The sequence below is a fragment of the Stenotrophomonas sp. Steno-C18 genome (assembly GCF_056393195.1).
Window position 1 is genome coordinate 400,862 of record NZ_JBWJOX010000002.1, and the last position, 19,455, is coordinate 420,316.

Below are 19,455 nucleotides of genomic sequence, written 5' to 3' on the forward strand. Positions count from 1 at the left end.
CTCGGCGGAAGTTCCTATCCAACCCTCCCCTTGGCGGCGCCAAAGGGACAGCGGAACGCAGCATCACGATGCGCTTTCCCGTCCAGCGAACCCTCTCCCTGCACGGCAGGGGAAGGCTGGGCAGGGGCCGGCACAGGCAGCCCGGAGAGAACTCAGCGCGCCTGCGCCGGATCCCACTCCCGCGCTTCCCAACGCCGCCAGGCGCGGTAATGGTGGATGGCGAAGCCGGCGAACGACGGCTCCTTGCGCAAGGCACGCTCCACCTTGGCCACTTCCTGCTCGAACACCTTCGGCCCTTCCTCGTCGAAGGTGATCTTGTCGATCTCGTTCGGCGACACCTCCAGCCCGATCACCACCTTCCTGCCCACCTGGTTGGCATAGGCGATCTCGCTGGCCGCATGCGAAAGAATGCTGTCACTGCCTTCGGCCTTGTCGCGATAGTCCATCAGCGCGACGTAGTCATACAGATCGATGGTGTGTTCGCTGACCGGGCGGCGCCTGCCCTTCCACTCCAGCTCGATGCCATCGAGCCAGAACGGTATCGCCGGCCCCACGCTCAAGGTCGCGCCATGCGCATGCTTGATCTGCATCAACGCATCGCTCATGTCCAGGAAGCCGGCGAGCAGGCCCTCGCGGGTGTCCTCGTCCCATGCATCCAGGATGTGCGGCTCGATGTCCAGGTTGGCGCCGTCGAAGCGCGCCGTCTCCGGCACGCTGGCGTTGTACTCGACCACCCGCAGGAACATCGCCTCGGCCTGCGCGCGATGCGATGGCAGCACGTAGTTCTCGGTGTTCAGGTAGGCCGAACCGAGCAGCGCGTAGACCTTCATGCCCTGCGCATGCATGCGCTCGATGAAGGCACGGTACAGCTGCGGCTGCTCCACGATCAGGTTGCGGCCCTGGTAGGCATCGGCATACAGGTACAGCGTGTCGACATGCCGGGGCTTGAGGTAGGCGATGGCCTCCTCGGCCACGCCCGGATCCTCGACCAGCGCATACGACTCCGCTTCCCAGGTCCAGAACGCGCGGCTGGCGGGGCTTGCCGCCGTGGCCGGCAGCGCGCACATCAACCAGACCAGGCCACCGGCCCACAGCGACCTCATGGCGCGCTCCCGCCGGCGGTGGCGGCACCGGCCTCCACCGGCAGGTGGTAGCGGCCGATGCCGACCGGCTTGCCGTTGTCCGGGTCGGACGGGAACACCGACACGAAGCAGCGGCCGGCGCATGCCTGCGGATAGGGCAGCAGCAGCTGCACCTGCTGTTTGCCACCCACCGGCAGCTGCACGGCGCTGCCGTACACCTCCTTCAACTCGCGGCCATCCTCGGTCGCCAGCACGGCCAGCGGCACGAACGGCTTGCTCGGGACCGCGTCGCCATTGCTGAACACCGCCGTCAGCTGCACGCCCTCGCCGATGCGCGCCACCTGCGCGGACTCCATGCCCACGCCGTGCGCGGTCGGTGCGACCACCGCCAGGGCATCCGGCCGTGCCGGTGCCTGGTACGCCACCAGCGGCGCGTTGGCACCGTCCGGGGTCAATGCCCGCCGCTGCATGAAGATCGCATTGGCCTGCACGTAATGCGCCCGTCGCGCGGCCACCCAGTCACGCACCGCGGGATCGTCGGCTTCGGCCAGGTGCATGCCGTCCTGCAGCTCGTACAGTTTGCCCTCGCGCAGCCACCAGCGTTCGGCCAGGTACTCCGGCGCGCTGGTCTTGGTCTGCTGCAGCGGCAGCGCATGGATGTTGCGGAAGCTCTCGGCCATGTCCAGGCCGGTGCCCAGCCACGGCGTCCGCGCCGGGCGTTGCAGGCCGTAGGTATTGGACAGCAGCGCCACCAGCGACGGCGTCACGTCCAGCTGCGAGGACACCGCGCGCACGCGTCGCGGCTGCTTGAGCAGGGGCGAGAAGATGATCAGCGGCACGTGGTAGCGGTCCACGTGCTCGCCCATCGGGATCTCCGGCAGGCGATGGTCGCCGGTCACCACGAAGATGGTGTTGGCGTACCACGGTGCACTGGCCACGCTGTCGAAGTAACGGCGCAGCTGGTCATCGGTGTACAGGATGGTGCTGTACTCCGCGGCGTTGGCGCGGTACGCCGGCAGTTGCGCGGCGGGCACCTGCAACGCCTGCAGGCGCTGTTCCAGCCGCGCGCGGTAGACCTCCTGGCCGGGGAACGCGTAGCTGGTGTGCATCGAGATGGTCTGGATCGCCGCCAGGAACGGGGCCTGCAGGCGGTTGCTGTCGGCCAGCACGCGCGAGACCAGCTCCTTGTCCGGATAGCCCCAGGCACTGAAGGGGTTGCGCTGGTAGCCGTCGCCGAAGGAGTTCATGTCCACCAGCTGCTGGACCTGCTGCAGCTGCATGTATCCCTTCTCGTCGTCGAAGGCGGTGTCGGTGCCGTTGTAGAAGGCGGTGTGGTAGCCCTGCTGGCCGAGCACGCTGAACAACCCCGGATGCGCCGGCATGCCGGTCCCCAGCGCGGTGAAGCCCTGCTCGGCGAACGGTGCCGAGCCGAACAACGTCGGCAGGACGCCGAAGGTCCGGCCCTGGTTGGCCAGGAAGTTGTCGAAGTACAGGCTGCGCGCGGCCAGTTCGTCGAGGAACGGCGTGAAGCTGCCCAACGATGCCTGCGGCCCGGAGAACGAACGCCCCAGGCCCTCGACCACGATCACCACCACGTTCGGCCGGCTGCCGTCGCGGGTCGGCGAGAAGTAGTCGCCCAGCGTGTCGGGGGTCGACTCCTGGCGCAGGAACGGGTACTGCGGATCCAGCGCCGGCAACTGCGTGGCTGCGGCCACCGGCGGCGGCGAAACGATGCCTGCGCCGTCCCGGCGCCAGCGCCATACATCGCCACTGAACCAGGCCAGCTTGTTACAGGCCAGGCCGCGTGCGGCATCATCGCCCAACACCTTGGCCCCGGCCGGCAGCGGCAGCAGCCATGCGGCAATGCCGGCGACCAGCAGTACCGTCGTGGCCAGCGTCGAGCCCCGCCCGTCGCGGCGATGCCAGAGCAACAGGCCCAGCCACAGCACCACCAGCGGCAGCACCAGGGCGAGCACGCCGCGCGGCTTGAGCGCTGCACCATCGGCCAGCGTGGTGCGGATTTCCGCCGTGCTGTAACCGAACAGGTCCGCGCCCAAGGGCACCTGCGCCACCTGGTAGTACTGGTCGAGCATGGCCTGCACCACCAGCAGCAATGACCACACCACCGCCAGCAGCAGCACGCGCGGCACGCGCCGGCGGATCGCCAGCACCGGCAGGCTCACCAGCAGCAGCAACGGCACCAGCCGCAGCAGCACCAGGCCGGCCTGCACCAGTGCGATGCCCGCGATGGCCCACCGCTGGTTGCCGTCCCAGCTCGCGCCCTGGAGGCCATTGAGCACCGCGCCGGCCACCAGCACCGCCTGCGCCAGCAACAGTGCCGGGAAGGCGGAGGAGAAACGCGACCACGCATTGCCGTTGTGTTCGGTCATCGTCATCACCGCGGCCCGGCTACCAGCGCGTGTACAGCGACGCGGAGACACGCTGCTCGTCGTAGCCGCCGTCGTCATCGGCATAGCCGAGCCCGATCTTGAAGCCCCAGTTCGGCGCGAAGTAGTGCTTCCATGCCACCCCGACCGCGGCGTTGCTGTCGCGCACCACGGTGCCGAAGCGGTCCATGTCGGTGCTGCGGCCGCTGCTGGCGCTGACCTCCAGGTAGTCGTCGGCATCGCCCTTGTAGTAGTTGCGCAGCAGCACGCGGTGGCTCCAGCTGCCATTGCCGACGCCGGGCACGTGCTGCAGCTTGTAGCGGCCGTACCAGTTGCCGACGTAGCGCCCCACGCCGATCCCGTAGAACTCGGTATCGCCGGAGAAGCGCAGGTGGTCCACGCTGGCCGACAGCTCCCAGCCACTGCCCACGCCCTGGAACACTTCCGCGCGCCAGGCCTGGCGCGGCAGCACCCCGCCGGAAGGGCCGTGCTGGTAACGCAGGTTGGCATAGGCGCGCGGCCACAACGGGACGTAGCCATCCAGTGCCCACGCCGTATCGCGGGTGCCGAAATGATCGGCGCGCAACAACTCCAGGCCCAGCGAGCCGCGGCTGAACTGGCGGCGCACGGTCAGGTCGGCGTCGTTCCAGCTTTCCCGGTCACCGCTGAAGCCGGTGTGGTCCCAACCCGCACTGGCGCTCCAGCGGTAGCCGGCGACGATCACGTCCGGGTTGGACAGGCGCGGCAACAGGCTCTGCTGCAGGCCGGCGATCTCGCCGGGATCGGCGCCCAGGCCGGCGGCGGCATCGAAGTCGGCGCGCGCCGCTTCGCGCTGCCCGGCATCGCGCAGGGCGCGCCCGCGGGCGATGCGCGCGGCCGGGTCCTGCGGTGCCAGTTCCACCCAATGGGAATAGGCGTCGGCGGCCGGTTGCGGACGGTCGCTCCAGCGGTACACGTCACCCAGCGCCGACCACGCGTCGGCATAGGTCGGACTCTTTTCCACCACCGCGCGCAGGTCGTTCTCCGCCGCCGCATACTGGCCGTCCCACGCGTAGGTGCGCCCACGTGCCAGCAACAGGTCGCCATTGCCGGGGTGCTCGACCAGCAGGGCCGTGTAGCGCGCCAGGGCCTCGGTACGCTGCCCGCCGGTGGCCAGTGCCTGCACCTGGCGCATCTGCACGGTGAGCGCGTCCGGCTCGGCATCCTGCGCCATCGCGGCGGCACTGCAGCTGGCCAGCACCAGCAGCAGCGCCACGTGCAGCGTGCGGGGAGTGGAAGGCGGTTGCATGGCCAATGAATCGCTCCTGGTCTTCATGGTAGGTGGCTCCCCTCCGGCGCATGCGGTTGGCTCGCCGGCTCGGCACCGGCCGCGTTCTGCTGCCAGGAACCATCGCGGCTGACATGTCCCCAGCTGTGGCGCCGGCGCCGACTGAACAACCAGCGCATGGTGCCGACGAAGCGCCAGCAGGAATTGATCTGGCGGTAGCCGAAGTTCTCCAGCACCGCGACGACGAACATCCGCAGCTGCTGCAGTGGCCGCTTGTACAGGCCGAAGGACAGCTCCTCCAGCAGCATCGCGTTGACCGAGAGCAGGATGCCCATGCCCACCGCGGCGGCCAGGAACACCAGGAACACATCCAGCGGCACCAGCCCCACCAGTGCCAGCACGATCATCGAGGCATAGCCGATCACCTCGATCACCGGGCCCAGGAACTCGAACACCAGCATGAACGGGAACGCCACCCATCCGGCCGCGCCACCGTGGCGGCTGAACATCAGCCGGATGTTCGACCACAGGCTCTCGGCCAGGCCGCGTTGCCAGCGCACGCGCTGGTTGCGCAGCGAGGCCAGGTCGGTCGGTGCCTCGGTCCAGCACACCGGGTCGGGCACGAACACGATGCGGTAGTCGCGCTGTTCTTCGCGCAGGTTGCGATGCAGGCGGATCACCAGATCCATGTCCTCGCCCACGGTATCGGTGCGATAGCCACCGATGGCGATCACCCGTTCCTTGTAGAACACCCCGAACGCGCCGGAGATGATCAGCAGGGCGTTCATCGGCGACCAGCCCATGCGCCCGAACAGGAACGCGCGCAGGTACTCCACCAGCTGGAAGCTGGGCAGCAGGCGGCGGGGCAGGCCGACTTCGGACAACATGCCGTCCTTGACCGTGCAGCCGTTGAGCACGCGCACCACGCCACCGCTGGCCATCACCCGGCGGTCCTCCAGGAACGGGCGCACCACCCGCGAGAGGCTTTCCGGCTGCAGGATGCTGTCGGCGTCGATCACGCAGAACAGCGGGTAGCGCACGCAGTTGATCCCGGCGTTGATCGCATCGGCCTTGCCGCCGTTGGCCTTGTCGACCATGCGCACGCGCGGGTAGCGGGCCGAGGCATAGACGCCCTTGACCAGCTCGGTGTGCAGCCGCGCGCGATAGGCCTCCGGCACCAGTACCAGGCCGAAGGCCTCGATCAATGCCTCGCGGGTGCGGTCGCTGGAACCGTCGTTGACCACCACGATCTCGAAGTCGGGGTAGCTGGTCTTGAGCAGCGAACGCACCGAGGACACCACCGAGGTTTCCTCGTTGTAGGCCGGCAGCACGATGCTGACCGGCGGCTGGTACTCGCGCAGCGCCGCCGGCAGGTAGTTGGCCCGGTATTCGCGCATGTAGCGCACGATCTGGTAGGCGGAGATGTAGTTGAGCACCAGGTAGGCCAGGTTGATCGCCACGAAGTAGGCGACGAACAGCCACTGCAGCGCGGCCAGCTGCTGCAGCCATGGCAACTGCTGCAGGTACTCCACGAAGGATTGCCAGTAGTTCATGTCGCCCCCCTGAGCCCGTGCTCGGACAACACCTGGTCGATGATGTCGCGGCCGAAGGCATCCCCCTGCCGCTGCTGCACCTTGCGCATGGCCTCCACGCCGTTGCCGCTCAGCGCCATCAGCGCCTGCGCCGCGCGGTAACGCACCCACCACACGCTGTCGGCCAGCAACGGCTCCAGCCGCGCGGCGTCGGCGGCCTCGCCGATGCGGCCCAGCGCGACCGCCGCATGCATGCGGACATGCCAGCGCGAGGCGGCAAGGAACCCGATCACCCGCTCGCGCTCGTGGCGGTCGTTCACCAGCTGCAGGCAGACCGAGATGATGTGGTCGTCGACGTGCCCGTCCAGCAACTGCCGGAGCACGCCGCTGGCGCGTTGCGGATCGATGTCGGCCAGGAAGCGCACCAGCTTCACCGTGGTATCGGCGTTGGCACGCAGCAATGCATTGCCGAGCTCGCGGGCGGCGCTGCCGTCCTTGTTCTCGGCCAGGATGCGTGCGACGTTGCCCGGCACCCAGTCCTCGCGCTCGGCCACCAGTGGCACGAACATCGCCATCGCGCGGGGCGGGTCCACCTGGGCCAGCGCACGCGCCGCGCACAGCGACACGATCGGGCTGCGGTCGGTCAGGAACGGCGACAGCCGGTCGAACAGGCGACGGTCGCGCAGGTGGCCCAGGGCGATGATGGTCATCGCCCGGTCGTGGTAACTGCCGCGCAGCAGCCGTGGCGAGACCTCCTCCAGCCCGACCCGCTGCCCGACCGGGATCAGGCGCCGTGCGGCCTCCTCCGGCAGTGATTCGTGCAGGGCGTTCCAGGCGTCGACGAAGCCCTGCACTTCACCCGGCTGCAGCCGCTGCACCTCCACCGGCCCCAGCAGGGCCTGCTGCAGCACCCGCGTCCAGTGCTCGCGTGCCTGCAGGTCACGTTGCTCGCGGCGCTGCGCGCGCATTCTCAGGATCACGATGAGGGTCAACAGCACGCACGCGAGCAGCAGGGTCAGCACCGCGACCCAGCCCGCGATCATCACGACAGTCGACCCCTTGGCCAGCTCTTCCATCGCCCTTCCCCCCCATTGATGCAGGGGCCTGGCTACCGTGCCTGCCCCTCCCCTGTGTCGCACCTTCAGGCAGAGCCTACGCCTAAAAATGTGATTTAAATCTCATTTTCCGTAAAATTTTCATCCAGGTGACATCTTGATCTGCTAGGCCCTTCACGCGGATTGCTGTTTTTACATTGAAAACAACAACTTGCCGAAAACACCCGGTCACACGTCCGGTCGGCCAGGCCCAGCGAGCGGCACGCCGATGCTGCACCGCAGGTATGCTCCGGGCATGCCCCGGACTCCAGGAAGGCCCATGTCTGCACATCGCACCGTCCGCTCCCGCCTCACGCCCCTGCTGCTGGCCGGCAGCCTGCTGCTGGCCGGCATCGCGCCCGCCCTGGCCACGCCACCGTCGGACAGCGACATCAACCGCCTGCTCGCCGCCTCGCGTGCGCAGAACATGCTCGACGCGATGCTGCCGCAGATGGAAGCCATGCAGCAGCAGCAGTTCGCCCAGCTCAGCGGCAACCAGCAGCTGAGCCCGGAGCAGAAGCAACGCATCCAGCGCATCCAGCAGCGCACCTCGCAGACCATGCGCGAAGCGCTGTCGTGGTCGCAGATGCGGCCGATGTACGTGGACCTGTACAAGCGTTCGTTCTCGAAGGAGGACGTGCTGGCGATGGCCGAGTTCTACGAGAGCCCGGCCGGCCAGAGCCTGCTCGACAAGACCCCGACGCTGATGCAGAACCTGATGGTCGCCATCCAGCAGAAGATGACGCCGCTGCTGGCGGACCTGGAAAAGGACCTGCAGCAGATCGTCAATGAGCCCGAGGCCAAGGGCGGGAAGTAAACGAAAGAGGAAGCAACGCCCCCCCGCCTGGTCCTGCCCTTGGCGATGCCAAGGGAGGAGGCCGGAGCGTGGCGATCGCTGTGATCGGACCGACCTGCAGGAACCGTCCCCTCCCTGCGCAGCAGGGCGGGGTGCAGTCGGGGGCAACGGCCCCCTCACCTCACGGCTGCAGCGACCACCCGAACAGGTCCATCGCCTTGCCGAACTCGCGGTCCAGCGGCGCGCTCACGTCCACCCGGCCGCCCTGCGGATGCGGGAACGCCAGCCGCTCGGCGTGCAGCAGCATGCGGTGCACGCCCTGCATGCGGAACGTGCGGTTGTGCCGCCCATCGCCGTGGCTGGTATCGCCGATCAGGTGATGGAACAGGTGCTTGAGGTGCCGGCGGATCTGGCGGAAACGCCCGGTCTGCGGCTGGCAGCGCAGCAAGGCATAGCGCGAGGTCGGGAAGCCGTTCGAGGGAATCGGCAGCTCGCCGGTCAGCAGCTTCTGGAAATGGGTGATGGCCGGCTTCTTGACCGGTTTACCCGGGCCGCCGTCCAGGTCGTGGTCGACGGTGAACGCGTCTTCGGCCGGCCAGCCCCGGCACACCGCCAGGTAATCCTTGCTCACCTCGCCACCCATCAGCGCCTTGCCCAGCGCACTGGCCGTTTCACGATCGAAGGCCAGCAGCAGGCAGCCGCTGGTGGCACGGTCCAGCCGGTGCACCAGGAAGATCGGCTTGCCCAGCTGCGCGCGCAGGCGGTCGGCGAGGAAGTCATCCTCGCCGCGGGCCAGCTTGCTGTCGTGGACCATCAGCCCAGCCGGCTTGTTCACCACCGCCAGCCATTGATCCTCGTACAACAACGGCAACGGCTCGAACACGACCTCCGCTTCGGTGGCTTCGATGGCTTCGATGGCTTCCATCGCCGCGCTCATCGCCGCAACCAGGCCGACGCCAGCGCCAGCACGCCCACGCCGCCGGTGATCCACGACCACAGCGGCACCGAGGCAAGCAGCGGGCCACCGGTCTGCAGCCCGTACAGCAGCGCCGACACCACCACCAGGCCGACGCCGGTCACCGCGGTGACCACGCGTCGCTGCATGCGGCGCAGGGTCTCGTTGAGGCTGACGATGTCCTGCGAGCGCATCGCCAGCTCGTGCTTGCCCTCGACCTGCTGGCGCAACCAACTGTGCAGCAGCGCCGGCATGTCCGGGGCCTGGGTCATGATTTCCGGCAGGCGCTTGGCCAGTTCCTTCAGCGCGCGGCGCGGGCTGTAGCGCTCGCGCAGGATGCGTTCGAGCACCGGCTTGGCGACCGCCCAGATATCCAGCTGCGGGTCGAGCTGGCGGCCCACGCCCTCGATGTTGAGCAGGGTCTTCTGCAGCAGGATCAACTGCGGCTGCAGGGTCAGCTGGTAGCGCTGCGCGGTGCGGAACAGCTTGACCAGCACCTCGGCCAGCGAGATCTGCGACAGCGGGCGGGTGAAGTACGGCTCGCACACCGCGCGCACGGCCGCTTCCAGCTCGTCGATGCGCACCGTGGCCGGCATCCATTGCGCCTGCAGGTGCAGCTCGGCGATGCGCCGGTAGTCGCGGTTGAAGATCGCCATGAAGTTCTCGGCGAGGTAGTACTGATCCTCCTCCGAAAGCTGGCCCATGATGCCGAAGTCCAGCGCGATGAAACGCGGGTTGTCGCGGCGCGCCGGGTCGATGTCGACCCAGATGTTGCCGGCGTGCGCATCGGCGTGGAAGAAGTTGTCGCGGAACACCTGCGTGTAGAACACGCGCACGCCCTTGGCCGCCAGCGCCTGGCGGTTGATGCCGGCGGTGTCCAGCGCGGCGATGTCGTCCGAGGGGATGCCCCACACCCGCTCCAGCGTGAGCGCGCGTTCGGCGGTGTGGCTCCAGATCACCTCCGGCACGTACAGGTCATCGGAGTTCTCCCAGAACCGGCGCAGCACGCTGGCATTGGCGCCTTCGCGCTGCAGGTCCAGCTCGGCGGCCAGGGTGGTCTCGATCTCGGCCACCACTTCGCGCGGGCGGATCTTGTCCGCACGCGGATGGGTGCGCTCGACCAGCGCGGCCAGCGACTTGAGCAGGGCGATGTCGCCGGCGATCTGCTGCTCGATGTCCGGGCGCAGCACCTTGACCACCACCTGGCGGCCACCGTCCAGCGTCGCGGCATGCACCTGCGCGATCGAGGCCGAGGCCAGCGGCGTGGTATCGAAGCTGGCGAATGCCTCGGTGATCGGCAGGCCCAATGCCTGCTCGACGATCTGCAGCGCGCGTTCCCCGTCGAACGGCTTGACCCGGTCCTGCAGCAGGGTCAGTTCGGCGGCCACGTCCGGCGGCACCAGGTCGCGGCGGGTGGACAGGATCTGCCCGAACTTGACGAAGATCGGCCCCAGCTCCTGCAGCGCCAGGCGCAGCCGTGCGCCGCGCGAGAGCGAGGCGATGTCGGCACTGGCGCGCGGCACGAACGGCTTGGCCAGGCGCAGCCAGCGCTCCACCGGGGTGCCATCGAGCAGCGCGTCCAGGCGGTAGCGCAGGATCACCCGGCCGATGCGGCTGGCGCGGAACATCGCGCGGGTCGCCTTCATGCGGCACCTCCCAGGCGCTGGCGCAGCCGCGCCACGCGCACGCCCAGGCGCTCGACGTCGTCGCGTATCACATCCACGTCGTCGTGGAAGGCCTCCAGCTCGGCGCGCGGCACCACGTCACGCGACTCCTCGGTGACGTATTCGGCCGCGCTTTCGGCCAGGTCCCTTGCACTGCGCCGCGCCTGCACCAGCGCCGCGCGCAGGGTCTGCGCGATCTGTACGCCCAGCACCTCGCCGAAAGCCTTGACGAAGGGCTGCTGCCAATCCGGATCGAAACGGCTGGCCAGCTGCTGCAGCCGGCGCGCCAATTCAGCATCACCGGACACCTTCACCCGCCCGGCCGGGGCGCTGTTGCCGCGCCGTGCGTTGGCCAGGAACGGCAATTGCGCCAGCACGCCGCCCAGCGTGCTGCGCACGGCCAGGTCGGCCTCCTGCGCGGGATCGACCGGGCCCACGGTCAGGCGCTGCCCGCTGACGCCGATCTGCATCGCCAGCGCCGGCGATTCCAGGGTCAGGCCGATGCGTTGCCCGTCCAGCGTGGCCAGCGCACTGCGGGTATCCGGGTCCAGGGCCAGCGCACGGTTGAGCGCCACTTCCAGCGCTCGCCCGGCCAGCGGCTTGATGACATTGAAGGGGGATGGAGACATGCCGGGCATTCTACCGAAGCAGGCAACCGGGAATGGCCGTGGTCGGGGACCGGGAACGCGGGGGCGCATGCGGCCGGCGGCGCGAGGGGCGTTTGGCTGAATGTCACCTTTCCAGACACGCCGGTGCTTTCCGCCGTGGAACGGCAACGGGCGCGGGAGCGCGCGAAACCGCCTTGCCCGTTCCTGCTCGCCCGCTCCCCGCAAGAACATTTCCTGTTCCCCCTGCCCCATTCCCTGCTTCATGCTATGCATACCCCCCACAGGCATTCGGCAGGAGCAACAGGCAATGGGCAAGACCCGGGTAGGCATCATCTTCGGCGGTCGTTCGGCCGAACACGAGGTCTCGCTGCAGTCGGCGAAGAACATCCTCGACGCGCTGGACAAGGAGCGGTTCGATGTCAGCCTGATCGGCATCGACAAGCAGGGCCATTGGCACGTCAGCGACCCGCAGCAGTTCCTGCTCAACGCCAACGACCCGGCGCGGATCGCGCTGAACCGTTCCGGCAATGCCGTGGCGGTGCTTCCGGGCCGCGAGCAGGCGCAGCTGGTGCCCAGCGACCCGGCCTCGGCGCTGCAGCAGATCGACGTGGTGTTCCCGATCGTGCACGGCACCCTGGGCGAGGATGGCTCGCTGCAGGGCCTGCTGCGCATGGCCAACCTGCCGTTCGTCGGCTCCGGCGTGCTGGGCTCGGCCGCGGCGATGGACAAGGACGTGACCAAGCGCCTGCTGCGCGACGCCGGCCTGGCCGTCGCCCCGTTTGCCTGCTTCAACCGCAGCACCGCCGCCGGCGCCGACTACGCCACGCTGGTCGCGCAGCTGGGCACGCCGCTGTTCGTCAAGCCCGCCAACCAGGGCTCGTCGGTCGGCGTGAGCAAGGTGCGCAATGCCGGGGAGTTCGCCACCGCCATGGCGCTGGCGCTGTCCTTCGACCACAAGGTGCTGGTGGAATCGGCCATCGTCGGCCGCGAGATCGAATGCGCGGTGCTCGGCAACGACCACCCCGAGGCCAGTGTCTGCGGCGAAGTGGTGGTGCACGACGACTTCTACGCCTATGACACCAAGTACATCAGCGCCAACGGCGCCGAAACGGTGATCCCGGCCGACATCAGCGACGACGCCCAGCAGCGTATCCGCCAGATCGCCATCCGTGCCTACCAGGCGCTGGAGTGCGCCGGCATGGCGCGCGTGGACGTGTTCCTCACCGAGGCCGGCGAGGTGGTCATCAACGAGATCAATACCCTGCCCGGCTTCACCCGGATCAGCATGTATCCCAAGCTGTGGGGCGCCTCCGGCCTGGATTACACCGCGCTGATCACCCGCCTGGTCGAGCTGGCGCTGGAGCGCCATGCCGCCGACAAGGCGCTGTCCAGCTCGATCACCTCCACGCCATGAACCCAGCGCCCGCCGCCGGTGACGCGCCCCGCGCGATCACCGGCGACGACCTGCCGGCACTGCTGGCGTTGAACAACGCCCACGCGCAGGAGCTGTCCTGGCAGGAGCCGGCGGCCTTCGCACGGCTGCTGCGGCAGGCGTTCTTCGCCCGCACCTGCGCCGATGCGCAGGCGCTGCTGATCGCGCTGGACCAGGACGCCGACTACGACAACCCCAACTTCGCCTGGCTGTCGGCGCGCTACCGGCGCTTCGTCTACATCGACCGCGTGGTGGTCGACGCGCGGGCGCGCGGCAAAGGGCTGGCACGGCAGCTGTACGCCGCGTTGGCCGCGCACGCACGCCTGCATGGCCATGATTGCCTGGTCTGCGAGATCAACGCCGATCCGCCCAATCCCGCTTCCGTGGCCTTCCACCAGCAGCTCGGCTTCAGGCCGGTGGGCGAAGCCCGCCTGGACAATGGCAAGACGGTAACCTGCTTCGCGTGCCCGCTCGCGTCCTGACCGGCGCCAGGCGGCAAACGCAACGGCCCGCCCGGGGACACCAGGGCGGGCCGTTGTGGTTCAAGCGGTTCAGCCCTTCTTGCGGAACAGCGAGATCACCGCAAGGATCAGGAACACCACGAACAGGATCCAGGCGATGTTGCTCGCCGCACCGGCGATGCCACTGAAGCCCAGCAACGCGGCGATGATGGCGATCACGAAGAAGACGACGGCGTAATGAAGCATGGCGACCTCCTGTATATGAAAACAGGGTCCATGCTGGACAAGACGCGGTGGTCAGACGGTGATGGAGGCGTGAGCGCCGGATGACGACCCTGCGCTTCAGCGACCGGCCGCCAGGCGGCGCAGGCCTTCGGCGATGCTCACCTGCGGGACATAGCCGAAATCGCGGCGCGCCGGTTCCATCGAATACCAATGCGGCGTGCACAGCTGTTCGGCCAGGAAGCGCGTCATCGGCGGCTCGCCGCGCAGCCGCAGCAGCGGCCACAGCCGCTCGCACACCGCGCCGATGCGGTAGGCGGTCTTGAACGAAACGGTCTTGGTCACCGGCGGTGCATCGACCGCGGCCAGCAGCTTGTTGAGCAGCACGCGCATCTCCAGCGGCTCACCGTTGGAGATGAAGTAGGCCTTGCCGGCGCAGGCCGCGCCGACCACCAGGTGATCGAAGGCATCGAAGTGCGCCTGCGCGGCGTTGTCGATGAACGTGGTATCGACCTTGTTGCTGCCGTCGCCGACGAAGCGCAACCGGCCGGCGCGGGCACGCTCGGCCAGGCGCGGCACCAACTGGTTGTCACCCGGGCCCCAGATCAGGCGCGGACGCAATGCCACGGTGGCCAGCTCGGCACCGTTGGCGGCCAGCACTTCCTGCTCGGCGAGGGTCTTGGTGGCCGCATAGGGTGCCTGGAAGTCCTCGCCGTAAGGCACTTCATCCGCACCGAGGCCTTCCACCGGATGGGTCGCGCGATGGGTCACGCTGGGCGTGGAGGTGTAGACCAGCCGGCCGATGCCATGCGCGCGGCACGCGGCCAGCACGTTGCGGGTACCGACCACGTTGGCCTGGAAATAGCTGTCATAACTGCCCCAGGCACCGGCCTTGGCGGCGTTGTGGAAGATCGCGTCAACGCCGGCGGCGGCGTGATGCACCGCATTGGCATCGGCCAGGTCACCCCGGATCTGGCCCACGCCGAGCGCCTGCAGCGCCGGGTAATGGCCGCGATTGAAGCTGAGCACCTCATGCCCGCGCTCGACCAGCCCGCGGCACAAGGCCTGGCCCAGGAACCCACCGCCACCGGTGACAAGAATCTTCATCTGTTCGATCGCCTCTGCTGCCGGCCCCTGTGCCGGCTGTTCGGGTTGCAAGTATCGCAGCAGCGGAGGGCCTGGGGTTTTGGGGATCTGGTCGGAACTGCGTTCTCCCCCTCCCCAACCCTCCCCTTGGCTAGGCCAAAGGGAGGGGGCAAGAGCGTGGCTTTCGCGATGACCTGACCGAACCGCATGACCCCCCCTCCCTTTGGCCTAGCCAAGGGGAGGGTTGGGGAGGGGTAAAGCCCGATACCGCTCCCGATGCGGAGCTGCCAGCGTCAGCCTCCACACCAGGGAAGGAAACCGCGCCATGGATCGACTGCGCGAACACGCACGCCGACTACGCAACCACCCCACCGATGCCGAACGCGCGCTCTGGCAGTTCCTGCGTCGCCGGCAACTGGCAGGTGCACGCTTCCGCAGACAGGTGCCACTGGCCGGTTACATCGTCGATTTCGTCTGCCTGGAGCGGCGGTTGGTCATCGAGCTGGATGGCGGGCACCACCTGCAGCAAGCCGGTTACGACGCACGCCGGACCGAGATGCTGGAGGCCTTGGGCTACCGCGTGCGGCGCTACTGGAATGATGCGGTGCTCACGCAGACCAGCGACGTGCTTGAGGATGTGCTGCGGGCGTTGGGTACGTAGAGCAGAAGCAGAAGCGACCCCTCCCCAACCCTCCCCTTGGCTGCGCCAAAGGGAGGGGGCGGTTCATGCGGTTCGGTCAGGTCATCGCGAAAGCCACGCTCTTGCTCTTGCTCTTGCTCTTGCTGTTGCTCTTGCTGTTGCTGTTGCTGTTGCTGTTGCTCTTGCCGTTACCCCCTCCCTTTGGCGCAGCCAAGGGGAGGGCTGGGGAGGGGTCGCGCTTTGGGGCCTTAAGCCCCCAGCTTCTCCGTCGCCCACACCGCCAGCTTCTCGCGCCCGATCTTGGCGTTATGACGGATATCGACCGGAAAACCCGGATGGCGCAGGAACGTGGCAATCCCGGCCAGCGTCTGTTGCGCCGCGGCCAGCGCACGCAGCTGCGCCTCCACCCCCACGGCATCGGCGCCCGGCAACACTTCGTAGCACAGCACCGGGACCTGGCTGCCCGGTGCGCCGACGCCGACCAGCGCAGTGCGGCGCACGCCGGCGACGGTGTTGAACACCGGCTCGACCTGCTCGGTGTACAGCGGGCCCTGCGCGGTTTCCACGCGCTGGGTCTTGCGCCCGCAGAACCACAGGCGGCCCTGCGCGTCGAACCATCCCACGTCGCCCATGCGATGCACGATGCGCTCACCGCCATCGCCGAGCACCTCGCGGATCTTCGCCGCGGCCGTGGCCTGCGGACGATTGAAGTAACTGTCGGTGGTGGTCGGGCCAACCACGGTAATCTCGCCCACTTCGCCAACCGGCAACTCGCGCACCCCGCTCCACTCCGGGATCGGCGCGTCGGTGATGGCGATGATGCGCACCTGGTTGGGCGGCACCACGCGACCCACGCAGGTACCGGCACCGGCCTCGGTGGCGCCGCGCGTGTCCTGCAGCTCGCGGCCCTCGATCACCGCCACCGGCAGGCATTCGGTGGCCCCGTACGGCGTCCAGAACTGCGCATGCTCGGGCAGCAGCGCGCGGATCCTGGCCACCGTCTCCGGTGGCACCGGCGCGCCGGCCGAGGTGGCGCGGGTGATCGTCGGCAGCGGCTGGCCGTGTTCGGCCAGCACCCGCATCAACGCCGGTGAGCCGAACAGCTGGGTCACGCCGAAGCGATTGATCGCGTCATGCAGCTTGCGCGGGTCGGCGCTGCCAGGCCGGGTCGGGTCCATGTCCGGGATCACCGAGGTCAGGCCCAGCGCCGGGTCGAACAAGGCGAACGGCGGGAAGGTCGGCAGGTCCACGCCACCGGGTTGCATGCCGAAGGCATTGCCCAGCAGCTCCACCTGGCCGACGAAATGGCGATGGCGGTACACCACGCCCTTGGGCACGCCAGTCGAGCCACTGGTGAACAGGATCGCGGCCACGTCATCGGGCGCGGTATCAACCAGCTGGCTGCCCTTGCCACTGCCGGCCGCCTCCAGCGCGGCCAGCGTGGTGCCCCCCCAGCCCCAGCGCCGGCCCACCGTGACCAGGCGCGTGGCGGACTTCGACCAGCCCAGCAGCAGGCGCGCCAGGTGCGCCAGCGGGATACCGATGAAGGCCTGCGCCTGGGCTTCGTCCAGGCATTGGCGCAACGCACGCCTGTCGATGCCCGGGTCGACCAGCACCGGCACCGCGCCGATCTTGAACAGGGCGAACATCAGCAGGAAGAACGCCGGCCCCGGGCGCACCATCACCACCGTGCGCACGCCGCGACCGATGCCATACGCGGCCAGCCCGGCACCGATCGCATCGCTGCGCGCATCCAGGCTGCGGTAATCCAGGGTCACGTCGTAGGCAGCCATGCCCCCGGGACCGGGTCGGCCCGGGCAACGGATGGCGATCTGGTCGGGGCGTTCACGCGCCAGTTCAGGCAGGCGCGCGGCGATATTGCAGTGTTTGTTCATCTTCCTATTGTCGCCGCTGAAGAAAATTCTTGCGCGCGGCCCGGCAGCGTGGAAAATTCCGTGCCTTCCCCATCACCCCGCTGCCGCCCGAAGGCCGGCTTCCCATGCCCCATCCCTGCCTGACGTGTGGTGCCTGCTGCACCCAGTACCGTGTCGCCTTCCATTGGATGGAATCGGATGAAGTCACCGAAGGCGGCGTGCCGCACCAGCTGACCCAGCGCCTGGACCCGCATCGGCTGTGCATGCAGGGCACGTACTCGGACCCGATCCGCTGCGTGGCGCTGGATTCGGAGATCGGCGTGTACTCGCGCTGCACCATCCATCCCAACCGCCCCAGCGTGTGCCGCGAGGTGGATGCCTCGTGGGAGTACGGCAAAGCCAGCTCGCAGTGCGACCGCGCGCGCATCGCGCATGGCATGGCGCCGCTGACCCTGGCGGACTGGCGCTGGCGCGATGACGCCGACAATGACGACGACCATCCCGACGACAACGGCAACAGCCCCTCCTCGCCACCGAACACGCCGGTCGCCGCCTGAGCTCCCGCCGCCGCGCTTACCCGGGGCTGCCAAGCCGGCAGCCCGCTGCAGGGCGCTTCACAGCGCGGTGTAACGCCCCCACAGTTCCTCGAACTCCTGCGCGAAGCTGCGCACCAGGTTGCGGTCGTTGGTGACCACCAGGTTCTCGTCGTTGTACGAGGTGGCGGTGCGCGTCCAGTTGAAGCTGCCGTTGGCCAGCAGCTTGCCGTCGAACAGCGCGAACTTGTGGTGCATGTGGTACTGGGTGTGGTCCACGTGCACCGCGATGCCGGCCTCGTGCAGGCGACGGATGTCGCTGCCATCGTCGTAGAGCTTGTCGTTGTCGCTGACGATGCGCACCTGCACGCCGCGCTTGTGCGCATCGAGGATGACGCTGGTCAGGCGGTCGTCGGAAATGGTGAACACGCAGATGTCCAGACTCTTCTTTGCACTGGTGCACAGCCCGCGCAGGCGCTGCATGCAGGCATCCCCCGGTGAGAAGTAGACGCTGCTCAGGGTCTCCGGGACATCGGCGGTGGCATCCAGGGTGCGCACGATCTGCTCGACCCACTTGAGCAGCGGCAGCGCGTCGGCCGGATTGGCGGCGATCTGTTCACGGGCGATGTCGAAGGCCCGGTTGCGCAGGAAACGCACGCGGTCCGGTGGCAGCTCTTCGCCGAGCTCGCGCAGCTCGACCTTTTCCTGCGGGCTGAGCACCCGGTCCTGCACGCTGTCGCGCAACTCACGGTCCAGACTGTCGAAATCCATCCATCGCTCCATGTACGGGTAGGCGGACAGCTTGGCACAGACACCGCCGGCAGGAGCGGCCTCGGCGGCGAAGCCACCGATCTTTCAGCGCCCTGCAGCAACGCGGCGTGGAGACGCGTGCACCCACCCGGGCGGCCACGCCGCCACGCCAGGCGCATCAGGCGATGGGGTTGCGCTCCAGGAACGCACGCACGGCCGGCACGATCACCTCGTGCTTGTCTTCCAGCACGTAGTGGTTGGCATCCTCGAACGCGGTCACCTCGGCCTGCGGCAATGCCGCGCGGAAGCCGGCCAGGAAGTGATGGTCGAAGCAGATGTCACGCAGGCCCCAGGCGATGTACACGGGGCGATCGGCGAAGGACGGCAGCGCCGCGGCGGCACGCTCCAGCAGCGACCAGGCCCTGTCGGCAGGCGACAGCGGGATGTCCTGCATGAAGCGGATGGTGGAGATGCGGTTGTCCCAGCTGTCGTACGGGGCCACGTAGGCACGCCGCACGTCGGCCGGCATGCGCCGGCTCACGCCCAGCCAGGACGCACCGGAGGAGAACGCATTGAAGGTGCGGATGAACCACTCGCCCGGCTTCCAGTGCCGGCCCATGGCGATCTGCCACGGCATCGGCTTGGCCGCCGGCAGCGGGAACGAGGCGGTATTGGTGATCACCAGGCGCTTGACCTGGGCATGGTGCGACAGCGCCCAGCCGAAGCCGATCATGCCGCCCCAGTCGTGCACGGCCAGAGTCACCGGGCCGGTGATGCCCAGGTGGCGCAGCAGCGCGTCCAGGTCATCCACGCGCGACTGCAGGGTGTAGTCGTAGCGGCTGTCGTCCGGCTTGTCGGACAGGCCCATGCCGATGTGGTCCGGCACGATGCAGCGGTATTTGTCGCTCAGGCCGTTGACCAGGTGCCGCCACAGGTAGCTCCACGACGGGTTGCCGTGCAGCATCACCACCACCTCGCCATCGCGCGGGCCCTCGTCGATGTAGTTCATCGACAGGCCGGGGCGTACTTCGAAACGGTGGGTGTTGCTGGGGTAGCCGGGGAACGTGCTCAT

Annotated in this window: 18 protein-coding genes; 5 read left to right on the forward strand and 13 right to left on the reverse strand. The window is 68.4% G+C overall.

What is annotated here, in order from left to right; all coding sequences use genetic code 11:
• Window positions 1-152 precede the first annotated feature (152 nt).
• From AC06FE_RS06380 to AC06FE_RS06400, 5 genes are read right to left on the reverse strand one after another with little or no spacing between them, the layout of a single operon-like run.
• On the reverse strand, window positions 153-1,103 hold the full coding sequence (locus AC06FE_RS06380; RefSeq protein ID WP_478072555.1) for a hypothetical protein: 951 nt from the start codon (window positions 1,101-1,103) through the stop codon (window positions 153-155).
• Window positions 1,100-3,472 carry an LTA synthase family protein gene (locus AC06FE_RS06385; RefSeq protein WP_478072556.1) on the reverse strand — a complete coding sequence of 791 codons (2,373 nt, stop codon included), beginning with the start codon at window positions 3,470-3,472 and terminating at the stop codon, window positions 1,100-1,102. Before AC06FE_RS06385 ends, AC06FE_RS06380 begins: the two co-directional genes overlap by 4 nt.
• Window positions 3,473-3,491: 19 nt before the next feature.
• Window positions 3,492-4,757, reverse strand: a complete 1,266-nt coding sequence (locus AC06FE_RS06390) for a YaiO family outer membrane beta-barrel protein (protein WP_478072557.1) — start codon at window positions 4,755-4,757, stop codon at window positions 3,492-3,494.
• 23 nt (window positions 4,758-4,780) lie between these two features.
• Window positions 4,781-6,289: a glycosyltransferase family 2 protein gene (locus tag AC06FE_RS06395; RefSeq protein ID WP_192286973.1), complete on the reverse strand. Its 1,509-nt coding sequence runs from the start codon at window positions 6,287-6,289 to the stop codon at window positions 4,781-4,783.
• Window positions 6,286-7,344 carry a HEAT repeat domain-containing protein gene (locus AC06FE_RS06400; RefSeq protein ID WP_478072558.1) on the reverse strand — a complete coding sequence of 353 codons (1,059 nt, stop codon included), beginning with the start codon at window positions 7,342-7,344 and terminating at the stop codon, window positions 6,286-6,288. The genes AC06FE_RS06395 and AC06FE_RS06400 overlap by 4 nt, the downstream gene beginning before the upstream one ends.
• 298 nt (window positions 7,345-7,642) lie before the next feature.
• Here AC06FE_RS06400 and AC06FE_RS06405 point away from each other — a divergent pair, with 298 nt between their 5' ends.
• Window positions 7,643-8,179 (forward strand): DUF2059 domain-containing protein, encoded by a 537-nt coding sequence (locus AC06FE_RS06405; protein ID WP_132863666.1) that lies wholly within the window; start codon window positions 7,643-7,645, stop codon window positions 8,177-8,179.
• A 160-nt stretch (window positions 8,180-8,339) separates the two neighbouring features.
• Here AC06FE_RS06405 and AC06FE_RS06410 read toward each other — a convergent pair whose 3' ends face one another.
• From AC06FE_RS06410 to AC06FE_RS06420, 3 genes are read right to left on the reverse strand one after another with little or no spacing between them, the layout of a single operon-like run.
• The gene (locus tag AC06FE_RS06410) at window positions 8,340-9,083 is read right to left on the reverse strand and encodes a pseudouridine synthase (RefSeq protein ID WP_478072673.1); all 744 of its coding nucleotides are present in this window, start codon (window positions 9,081-9,083) and stop codon (window positions 8,340-8,342) included.
• Between the two features lie 8 nt (window positions 9,084-9,091).
• Window positions 9,092-10,759 (reverse strand): ubiquinone biosynthesis regulatory protein kinase UbiB, encoded by a 1,668-nt coding sequence (ubiB, locus tag AC06FE_RS06415; protein WP_192286977.1) that lies wholly within the window; start codon window positions 10,757-10,759, stop codon window positions 9,092-9,094.
• A complete protein-coding gene (locus AC06FE_RS06420) occupies window positions 10,756-11,406 on the reverse strand; it encodes a ubiquinone biosynthesis accessory factor UbiJ (protein ID WP_478072559.1) in 651 nt (216 codons plus the stop codon). The genes ubiB and AC06FE_RS06420 overlap by 4 nt, the downstream gene beginning before the upstream one ends.
• 286 nt (window positions 11,407-11,692) lie before the next feature.
• On the opposite strand from AC06FE_RS06420, the gene ddlA reads away from it, so the two are divergent.
• Window positions 11,693-12,799 (forward strand): D-alanine--D-alanine ligase, encoded by a 1,107-nt coding sequence (ddlA, locus tag AC06FE_RS06425; RefSeq protein WP_132863671.1) that lies wholly within the window; start codon window positions 11,693-11,695, stop codon window positions 12,797-12,799.
• Window positions 12,796-13,299, forward strand: a complete 504-nt coding sequence (locus AC06FE_RS06430) for a GNAT family N-acetyltransferase (RefSeq protein WP_478072560.1) — start codon at window positions 12,796-12,798, stop codon at window positions 13,297-13,299. The genes ddlA and AC06FE_RS06430 overlap by 4 nt, the downstream gene beginning before the upstream one ends.
• 69 nt (window positions 13,300-13,368) lie before the next feature.
• On the opposite strand, the gene AC06FE_RS06435 is transcribed toward AC06FE_RS06430, so the two are convergent.
• Together AC06FE_RS06435 and oleD are read right to left on the reverse strand one after the other, a co-directional pair.
• On the reverse strand, window positions 13,369-13,524 hold the full coding sequence (locus AC06FE_RS06435; RefSeq protein ID WP_104940304.1) for a DUF1328 domain-containing protein: 156 nt from the start codon (window positions 13,522-13,524) through the stop codon (window positions 13,369-13,371).
• Between the two features lie 96 nt (window positions 13,525-13,620).
• On the reverse strand, window positions 13,621-14,607 hold the full coding sequence (gene oleD, locus AC06FE_RS06440) for a 2-alkyl-3-oxoalkanoate reductase (RefSeq protein ID WP_192286980.1): 987 nt from the start codon (window positions 14,605-14,607) through the stop codon (window positions 13,621-13,623).
• Between the two features lie 304 nt (window positions 14,608-14,911).
• Here oleD and AC06FE_RS06445 point away from each other — a divergent pair, with 304 nt between their 5' ends.
• Window positions 14,912-15,247: an endonuclease domain-containing protein gene (locus tag AC06FE_RS06445; RefSeq protein WP_478072561.1), complete on the forward strand. Its 336-nt coding sequence runs from the start codon at window positions 14,912-14,914 to the stop codon at window positions 15,245-15,247.
• 227 nt (window positions 15,248-15,474) lie between these two features.
• Here the strand turns inward: AC06FE_RS06445 and oleC are convergent, their stop codons facing one another.
• The gene (gene oleC / locus AC06FE_RS06450) at window positions 15,475-17,121 is read right to left on the reverse strand and encodes an olefin beta-lactone synthetase (protein ID WP_192286981.1); all 1,647 of its coding nucleotides are present in this window, start codon (window positions 17,119-17,121) and stop codon (window positions 15,475-15,477) included.
• Between the two features lie 104 nt (window positions 17,122-17,225).
• Between oleC and AC06FE_RS06455 the strand changes: the two genes are divergently transcribed.
• Window positions 17,226-17,657 (forward strand): YkgJ family cysteine cluster protein, encoded by a 432-nt coding sequence (locus AC06FE_RS06455; RefSeq protein ID WP_132863676.1) that lies wholly within the window; start codon window positions 17,226-17,228, stop codon window positions 17,655-17,657.
• 57 nt (window positions 17,658-17,714) lie between these two features.
• Here AC06FE_RS06455 and AC06FE_RS06460 read toward each other — a convergent pair whose 3' ends face one another.
• Window positions 17,715-18,404 carry a phospholipase D-like domain-containing protein gene (locus AC06FE_RS06460; RefSeq protein WP_478072562.1) on the reverse strand — a complete coding sequence of 230 codons (690 nt, stop codon included), beginning with the start codon at window positions 18,402-18,404 and terminating at the stop codon, window positions 17,715-17,717.
• Window positions 18,405-18,561: 157 nt separating this feature from the next.
• Window positions 18,562-19,455 (reverse strand): alpha/beta fold hydrolase, encoded by an 894-nt coding sequence (locus AC06FE_RS06465; RefSeq protein ID WP_478072563.1) that lies wholly within the window; start codon window positions 19,453-19,455, stop codon window positions 18,562-18,564.